Source organism: Sphingomonas sp., from assembly GCF_035555815.1.
Classification (GTDB): domain Bacteria; phylum Pseudomonadota; class Alphaproteobacteria; order Sphingomonadales; family Sphingomonadaceae; genus Sphingomonas.
This window is the reverse complement of the sequence record NZ_DATMGG010000117.1, coordinates 1-7,765: the sequence shown is the minus strand read 5'-3', so window position 1 is coordinate 7,765 and position 7,765 is coordinate 1. Positions and strand designations below refer to the sequence as shown.

Here is a 7,765-nt window from a genome sequence, read left to right as displayed (position 1 = left end):
AGCAGATAGATTTCCGCCGACCAGCGGCCGATGCCCTTGACCCGCGTCAGCGCCGCGATCGCTGCCTCGTCGTCGGCAGGCAGATGCGTCAGGTCGAGCTGCCCGCTGGTCACCTCGTCAGCGAGGCTGCGTGCGTAGCTCGCCTTTTGCCGCGACAGCCCGGCGGCGCGCAGTACCTCGTCGCTGGCGTCGGCGATGGTGCGGGGTTGGGTGAGATCGCCGACCCCCGCCTCCAGCTTGTTCCAGATCGATTGCGCGGCAGCGACGCTGACCTGCTGCCCCACGATCGTGCGCAGCAGTGTCTCGTAACCCCGGTCGCGGATGCGCGGTTCGGGATAGCCCGCGCGGGCCAGCACGCCGGCGAACGCCGGTTCGATCGCGGCGAGGGCATCGAGCGATGCGCGGAGCTGTGCGGCGGAAAGGCCCATCGGTTTCCTTGAATTCATCTGCGCCGCGCGGCATGGCGCACGCAAAGCCAGTTTGGGGAGATAGCCATGCCGACACTGATCGTCACCACCCGCGATGGACAAGAACGTGCGGTCAACGGCACGGCGGGCCTGTCGGTGATGGAAGTGATCCGCGACAATGGTTTCGACGAACTCCTCGCGCTGTGCGGCGGGTGCTGCTCGTGCGCGACCTGCCATGTCCATGTCGACCCGGATTTTGCCGCCAAACTGTCGCCGATGAGCGAGGACGAGAACGACCTGCTCGATTCGTCGTCCGACCGGAACGAGACGTCGCGGCTGGGCTGCCAGATCGAGTTCACCGAGGCGCTGGACGGACTGCGCGTGACGATCGCGGCGGAGGATTGATCCGGGGTCGCGCTCGGGCGCGACGGATCGAAGTACAAGGTTCACGCGAAGCCGCGACGACGGGCAGAAGATTAAAAGAAGTTGGTTCGCGCGGAGGCGCGGAGGCGCGGAGAGTGGGGTGTGGGGAAAGTCCCGCGCCAGCGGGACCTTATTCGAGAACCTGCGATAAGATTGAAAGCCGCTGGCACGGCAGGCGCGACACCTCCGCGCCTCCGCGCGAACACCCTCTTTCTTCTTCTTTTTCCTTCGCGTCTTCGCGTCTTCGTAGGAACCCTCTTCCTACGCTCCGAGCGGCGCCACCTTCAGTACCGCCATCGGCGCGTCCTTCGTGGCGGGGGTGGCGCGCCATTGGATGACCCTCCGGCCGGTCGCGCTGGTCGCCGCGCCGTTCTCGTTGTTCTGGCTGACGATCTCGGCATCGGTGGTGAGGGTGAAGGAGCCGTCGAGCTTGTCCGCGCCCGATCCGCTGTCGGTCATGCCCTTCTTCGACGAATCGGCGCCGAATGCCGGCGCCCTGACCCGCACGCGATCGCCACCGCGCAGCTCGATCATCACGAACGGAAAGATCACCTCGGCATCGCTGCTGAAGGGAAACAGGAACGGATAGGTCAGCCGGCCCGACGCGGCATAGTCGATCAGGAACTTGCCGCCCCCGGCATATTCGACCTTGCGATAGCCGGCCTCCTTCGCCAGCGCCTCGGCGATCGCGCGGTTCTTGGCCTCGCTGTCGTCGGTGGCGCCGTCGCCCTGAAGCGACGCGGGCTTGAGCGTCGCGGCGTCCTCGGCGGCATCCGCGCCGTCGTTCAGCCCCTTGCCCAGCTCCTTGCCCATGTCGACGGCGTAGACCTCCCCGACATAGCTGAACGCGAAGCTACGGTCGGCGCGGATGTCCAGCGTCGACACGAACTTGCCCGGCGTCAGCACGCAGCCCCACAGCACCAGCGGCGTGGCCAGCGCGAGCACAAGCGATTTCAGGCGGTGAATCATCGGCAGGCCCCGGTTCAGCCCGCCGCCGTCGCCACCGCGTAGAGGGCGATCGCGGCGGCGTTCGACACGTTCAGGCTTTCGACCCTGGGCGAGATCGGCAGGCGTGCAAGCTGGTCGCAATGCGCCTCCGTATTGGCGCGCATCCCTTCGCCCTCGGCCCCCAGCACCAGCGCGATCTTGGCCGGGCCAAGCGCCTGCGCCAGCGTCATCGTGCCCGCGCCGGTCAGGCCGATGCGCCAGAAGCTCGCCTCCGCCATCTCCTCCAGCGCGCGCGACAGGTTGACCACGCGCACCCATGGCACCACCTCCAGCGCGCCCGACGCCGAGCGCGCCAGCGCGCCGCTTTCGGGCGGGGCGTGGCGATCCTGGGTGACGATGCCCAGCGCGTCGAACGCCGCCGCCGATCGCAGCACCGCGCCGACATTGTGCGGATCGGTGACCTGGTCGAGCACCAGCAGCGGGCGATTGTCGTCGCGCCCCTGTTCCAGCAGGTCGCCCAGCCAGATGTCCTCGAGCGGATCGACCTCCGCCACCAGCCCCTGATGCGGGGCGTCGGACGGCACCAGCCGCGCCAGATCGGCGACGTCGGCAAAGGTCACCGGGATGGTCGAGGGCAGCGGGCCGAGCGCGCCGAGCGCCTCCCGCGTGCCCCAGATCTTGCGCACCACCCGTTCGGGGTTGGCGAGCGCGGCGGTCACCGGGTGGCGACCCCAGAATCGGGGGCGCGACGCCGGTGCCTTGCTCGGGCGATGGCCGCGTCGGCTCATCGTTCCTCGTCCGGGTCCGGGTAGTTGAACGGATCGGTCACCTTCGGCTGGGCCGGCACCGCGCGCGGCAGCGGCTTGTCGGCGTTGGCGGCGTTGAGCAGCACCGTCGCCAGCACGATCGCGCCCTGGCGGATATCGTCGGCCTTCATATGATCGAAGGTGTCGATGCTGGAGTGGTGCAGCCGGCTGCCGTAGTCGAGCGGGTCCTGGATGAACTGATAGCCCGGAATGCCGACCGCCTGCATGAAGACGTGGTCGGTGCCGCCGGTCTTGCCGATCACCACCTGCGTCGCGCCCATCGACGCGAGCGGGGCGAGCCATTCCTTGAAGATCGGCACCACGGCCGGGTTGTTCTCCGCATAGATGCCGCGCAGCTTGCCCGACCCGTTGTCGATGTTGAAATAGCCTGCGAGATCGCCGTAGCCGGGCAGCGGCCTGATCGGCCAGCGGCCCGACCAGCCCATGAACCGGGCGAGGCCGGTGGTGGTGTCGGCGCCGTTGCCGCGCGTCGCCAGATGCTTCTCGACATAGGCGAGGCTGCCGAGCAGGCCCTGTTCCTCGCCCGCCCACAGCGCGAAGCGGATCGTCCGCTTCGGCTTGACGCCCATCTTCGCCAGGATGCGCGCGGCTTCCATGATCATCACGCTGCCAGCGCCGTTATCGACCGCGCCGTCGCCCGCCACCCATGAATCGAGGTGCGCGCCGGCCATGACGTAGCCCGCCTTGGGATCGCTGCCGGCGATGTCGGCGAACACGTTATAGGCCTGGACGTCGCTGTCGTCGAAATGGACGTTGCTGTTGATCTCCACCACCGGCGCCGGCCCGACCTTGGCGATGCGCGCCAGGCGGCGATAGTCCTCGGCCGCGATCTGCACGCCGGGCACCGCGGGGGTATCCTCGCGGGTGAACAGATAGCCCTCGCCGTGGAGCAGCTTGCCGTCGCGGTAGCTTTCGGTGGCATAGGCGACCGCGCCTTCCGCCTTCAGGAACGCATCGAGCTTCTTGGCGAAATCCAGCCGCTTCATGCGCCGGTCGGCGGCTTCGGGATCATAGCTCGGCTGACGGAACTGATCGAGCTTGGCGAAATCCTCGCCGTTCAGCCGCTGGAACGGCGCCTTGCCCGGTTCGGAGCCGTCGGTCGGGCGCGAGATCAGCACGATCTTGCCCGCCAGCTTGCCGCGCCAGGCGTCGAAATGGCGCTCGGCGGTGATCGGGGCGACGATCACCGGGGCGGAGACGGTGCCGTTGGTCGGCGGCGTCCACGCGATCGGGATGGCGGTGAGCTGGATCGGGCGCGGCGCGATCATGCGCACCGACGCGCTTTCGATCCACCAGCCGCGGCCGAAGTCGAACCCTTCCTTGTGGACGTTGGTCAGGCCCCATTGGCGGAACTTGTCCTGGGTCCATGCCTCCGCCTTGCGCATCCCCGGCGAATTGGTCAGGCGCGATCCGATGAAGTCGGTCAGATACTGGGCCGTCGTCATCGCTTCGGACTGGTTGGTCCCTTCGTCGATGATGCGGTTGATCTGGGTCTTGTCGACCTGCGCGGCGGCCGGCGCGGCGAGCGCGATCAATGACGTGGCGGCCAAGGCAAAGGTGCGGCGCATGGCGATCCCCCTGTTTTCTGTTGCGTATGATAGGGGTGCTATTGGCCGGCGGGCGGGCTGACAAGCGCCGCGAGTCGGAAAAAACCGCGCACGGCCCGCGTTGACATGCGGGGGCGGCTTCGGCATGGGGCGCCCTCGCTTCAAGGCGCCGCTCGTGGAAGGGTGGCCGAGTGGTTAAAGGCAGCAGACTGTAAATCTGCCCACGCAAGTGTACGCTGGTTCGAATCCAGCCCCTTCCACCAAAAACTTTTCCGATATCATCGAATGGCTCGGACGGCCGGCCCGGTTGGGACGGGCCGACCGCCCGATACGGTCACGCCGGCTTGGCGCCGGGGGTGCCGCATTTGGCGAACTTGCCGCCCAGGCGGCAACGCTGCACCTTCGCCGCCGCCTTGGCCGGCGGGCATTTGATGAATTTGCCGTGCGCGTCCTTGCACGGCGCGGCAAAGGCGGCGGGGGCGCCGCCGGCGATGAGCATCGCGGATGCGGCGGCGATCAAGAGGCTGCGGGTCATGCCAATCTCTCCTTCGGCCGAAATGGCCATGGCGGCATCATCGGCGCGGCGGCATGGCCGGGTGGTGACGGCGGGGTGACAATCGCGTCATCTTGAACCGCGCCGCGTCTCGCGCTACCGCGCTCTGGCCCGGCACGGGCGGGTATAGCACAATGGTAGTGCAGCAGCCTTCCAAGCTGAATACACGGGTTCGATTCCCGTTACCCGCTCCAGCCGGCGCCGAGGATTGGCACAAGCTGATCCGAGTAACCGCGCCGGCCCGGCCGGCGGCGCATCCAGCGCCGACCGACGGCGCGGCTTCGCCGCGACGCCGCCGCGCCCGGTTGTGTTTTTAACCCCTTGCCATAAAGGCCCGCCCCATGGCGCGCGTCACCACCCCCAATCGCATCCGCGGCACCCAGGACATCTTTGGCGAGGAGCAGCGCCGCTTCGCGCATGTGCTCGACACGTTCGATCGCGTGCGGCGGCTCTACGGGTTCCAGCGCGTCGACATCCCGGTATTCGAGGATACGCAGGTGTTCGCCCGCTCGATCGGCGAGACCACCGACGTCGTGTCGAAGGAAATGTACAGCTTCCCCGATCGCGGCGGCGATTCGCTGACGCTCCGGCCGGAGTTCACCGCCGGCATCTGCCGCGCCTATCTGACCGAGGGCTGGCAGCAATATGCGCCATTGAAGCTGGTCACGTCGGGCGCGGTGTTCCGCTATGAACGGCCGCAGAAGGGGCGCTATCGCCAGTTCCACCAGATCGACGCCGAGGTGATCGGCGCGGCCGAGCCGCAGGCGGACGTCGAACTGCTGACGCTGGCCGATCAGTTGCTCCACGAACTGGGCATCGCCGACGGCGTGACGTTGCAGCTCAACACGCTGGGCGACGCGGAGACGCGCGATGCGTGGCGCGCGGCACTGGTCGCGCATTTCGAGGCGCATCGCGGCGACCTGTCCGAGGACAGCCTGACCCGGCTCGACAAGAATCCGCTGCGCATCCTCGATTCGAAGGATCCGCGCGACCGGCCGATCGCCGATGCCGCGCCGGGGATCGACGATTTCCTGACCGCCGACGCGCGGGCGTTTTTCGATGCCGTAACGGCGGGGCTGGACGCGGCCGGCGTCGCGTGGACTCGCAACGACCGGCTGGTGCGCGGGCTGGACTATTACCGCCATACCGCGTTCGAGTTCGTCACCGACCGGCTGGGCGCGCAGGGCACGGTGCTGGCGGGCGGGCGCTACGACGGGCTGATCGGATCGCTCGGCGGGCCGGAGACGCCGGGTGTCGGCTGGGCGGCGGGGGTCGAGCGGCTGGCGATGTTGATTGCGGAGCCGAAAGAAGATGCGTCACGATTCCTCGCCGTGGTTCCTGATCATCGCGAGGAAGAGAATGAGGCACAATTTATCGCTGCCGCTCTTAGGCGAGCGGGTTGGCAAGTCGAACTTGGATTCCGCGGAAACTCAAAAAAGCGCGTTGAGGCTGCAAAACGTAAAGGGGCACAAGCTATTCTTTTCGTGCGCCCGGATGGCCATTTTGAGAAACTTCATTTGGTAGATGTTACTCAGGATCACGAGCGCGCAATGAAATTGCTCCTAGAAGTCCTTCACGCATTGCCTGCAAAGTATCAGCACGTGTCGGGTAGCAACGGTTGACCACCATCCCCGCCGAGCGGATCGCGCAGATCGAGGCGCGGCGTGACGAGTTGCAGGCGCTGATGGCGACCGGCGACCTTGCCGGCGATCGCTTCGTTCAGGTCTCCAAGGAATATGCCGAGCTGGAGCCGGTGGCGGAGGCGGCGGGCAAGGTGCGGCGGCTGCGCGCCGAGGCCGAATCGCTCGCCTTCATGGCGCACGACGGCGACGAGGAATTGCGCGCGCTGGCGCAGGAGGAACTGCACGCGAATCGCGCCGCGCTCGAGGCGGCCGACCGTGCGCTCGCGCTGGCGCTGTTGCCCAAGGATGCCGCCGACGAACGCGCCGCGATGCTCGAAATCCGTGCCGGCACCGGCGGCGACGAGGCGGCGCTGTTCGCCGGCGACCTGCTGCGCATGTACCAGCGCTATGCCGACGCGCAGGGGTGGAAGGTCGAATTGATCTCCTCCTCATCGTCGGAGGCCGGTGGGTTCAAGGAAGTGGTCGCCTCGGTCGAGGGCCGGGGCGTGTTCGCCAAATTGAAGTTCGAAAGCGGCGTCCACCGCGTCCAGCGCGTGCCGGTGACCGAGAGCGGCGGGCGAATCCACACCTCCGCCGCCACCGTCGCGGTGCTGCCCGAGGCGGAGGAGGTCGACGTCCAGATCGACGAGGCGCGCGACCTGCGGATCGATGTCTATCGCTCGTCGGGGCCGGGGGGGCAGTCGGTCAACACCACCGATTCGGCGGTGCGGATCACCCACTTGCCGACCGGGCTGGTGGTGATCCAGCAGGACGAGAAATCGCAGCACAAGAACAAGGCCAAGGCGCTGAAGGTGCTGCGGACGCGACTCTATGAGGCCGAGCGCGAGCGGCTGGCGGCGGCGCGATCGGGCACGCGCAAGGCGATGGTTGGCTCTGGAGATCGTTCCGAACGCATCCGCACCTATAATTTCCCGCAGGGGCGCGTGACCGATCACCGCATCAATCTGACGCTTCACCGCCTGCCCGAGATCCTGGAGGGCGAGATGGACGAGCTGGTCGGCGCGCTGATCGCCGAGGATGAGGCCGAGCGGCTGGCGAGCCTGGATGCCGCCTGACGCGCGCGGCGCGATCGCCTGGGCGGCCGCGCAGTTCGCCTTTTCCGACACCGCGCGGCTCGATGCCGAACTGCTGATGGCGCATGCGATGGGGGTGGCGCGCGACGACCTGCTGCTGCGCAGGCTGATCGACGCGCCGACGCCGCCCGGTTTCGCCGATCTGGCGGCGCGGCGCGCGGCGGAGGAGCCGGTCGCCTATATCGTCGGATCGCGCGATTTCTGGACGATCGCGCTACGGGTCGGCCCCGGCGCGCTGGTGCCGCGCGCCGACAGCGAGACGCTGATCGAGGCGGCGGTGGCGCATTTCGGGCGGGCTGGGCCGGCGCGCGTGCTCGATCTGGGGACGGGGCCGGGCACGCTGT

At 67.9% G+C, this 7,765-nt stretch carries 8 protein-coding genes, 2 tRNA genes and 1 pseudogene; 6 read left to right on the top strand and 5 right to left on the bottom strand.

Features of this window, described 5'->3' with window-relative positions; all coding sequences use genetic code 11:
* On the bottom strand, positions 1-428 hold a 428-nt coding region (locus VNR91_RS06585; RefSeq protein WP_325489973.1), incomplete at its 3' end, for a DNA-3-methyladenine glycosylase 2 family protein.
* Positions 429-494: 66 nt separating this feature from the next.
* On the opposite strand from VNR91_RS06585, the gene VNR91_RS06580 reads away from it, so the two are divergent.
* Positions 495-812: a 2Fe-2S iron-sulfur cluster-binding protein gene (locus VNR91_RS06580; protein WP_325489972.1), complete on the top strand. Its 318-nt coding sequence runs from the start codon at positions 495-497 to the stop codon at positions 810-812.
* Positions 813-1,091: 279 nt separating this feature from the next.
* Here VNR91_RS06580 and VNR91_RS06575 read toward each other — a convergent pair whose 3' ends face one another.
* From VNR91_RS06575 to VNR91_RS06565, 3 genes are read right to left on the bottom strand one after another with little or no spacing between them, the layout of a single operon-like run.
* Positions 1,092-1,799 carry a hypothetical protein gene (locus VNR91_RS06575; RefSeq protein ID WP_325489971.1) on the bottom strand — a complete coding sequence of 236 codons (708 nt, stop codon included), beginning with the start codon at positions 1,797-1,799 and terminating at the stop codon, positions 1,092-1,094.
* Positions 1,800-1,813: 14 nt separating this feature from the next.
* On the bottom strand, positions 1,814-2,566 hold the full coding sequence (gene rlmB / locus VNR91_RS06570; protein WP_325489970.1) for a 23S rRNA (guanosine(2251)-2'-O)-methyltransferase RlmB: 753 nt from the start codon (positions 2,564-2,566) through the stop codon (positions 1,814-1,816).
* Entirely contained in the window at positions 2,563-4,173 is a 1,611-nt protein-coding gene (locus VNR91_RS06565) for a M20/M25/M40 family metallo-hydrolase (protein ID WP_325489969.1), read from the bottom strand. Before VNR91_RS06565 ends, rlmB begins: the two co-directional genes overlap by 4 nt.
* 156 nt (positions 4,174-4,329) lie before the next feature.
* Here VNR91_RS06565 and VNR91_RS06560 point away from each other — a divergent pair.
* A tRNA-Tyr gene (locus VNR91_RS06560) sits at positions 4,330-4,415 on the top strand.
* A 71-nt stretch (positions 4,416-4,486) separates the two neighbouring features.
* On the opposite strand, the gene VNR91_RS06555 is transcribed toward VNR91_RS06560, so the two are convergent.
* Positions 4,487-4,687 (bottom strand): hypothetical protein, encoded by a 201-nt coding sequence (locus VNR91_RS06555; RefSeq protein ID WP_325489968.1) that lies wholly within the window; start codon positions 4,685-4,687, stop codon positions 4,487-4,489.
* Between the two features lie 138 nt (positions 4,688-4,825).
* Between VNR91_RS06555 and VNR91_RS06550 the strand changes: the two genes are divergently transcribed.
* The 4 genes and pseudogenes from VNR91_RS06550 to VNR91_RS06535 all read left to right on the top strand — a co-directional run.
* Positions 4,826-4,899: transfer RNA gene (locus VNR91_RS06550), tRNA-Gly, on the top strand.
* A 147-nt stretch (positions 4,900-5,046) separates the two neighbouring features.
* The gene (gene hisS, locus VNR91_RS06545; protein ID WP_325489967.1) at positions 5,047-6,327 is read left to right on the top strand and encodes a histidine--tRNA ligase; all 1,281 of its coding nucleotides are present in this window, start codon (positions 5,047-5,049) and stop codon (positions 6,325-6,327) included.
* Positions 6,324-7,403: a peptide chain release factor 1 gene (prfA, locus tag VNR91_RS06540; protein ID WP_325489966.1), complete on the top strand. Its 1,080-nt coding sequence runs from the start codon at positions 6,324-6,326 to the stop codon at positions 7,401-7,403. The genes hisS and prfA overlap by 4 nt, the downstream gene beginning before the upstream one ends.
* Positions 7,393-7,765 (top strand): annotated as a pseudogene (locus VNR91_RS06535) (peptide chain release factor N(5)-glutamine methyltransferase); the annotation flags it as partial. The gene prfA and the pseudogene VNR91_RS06535, both read left to right, overlap by 11 nt.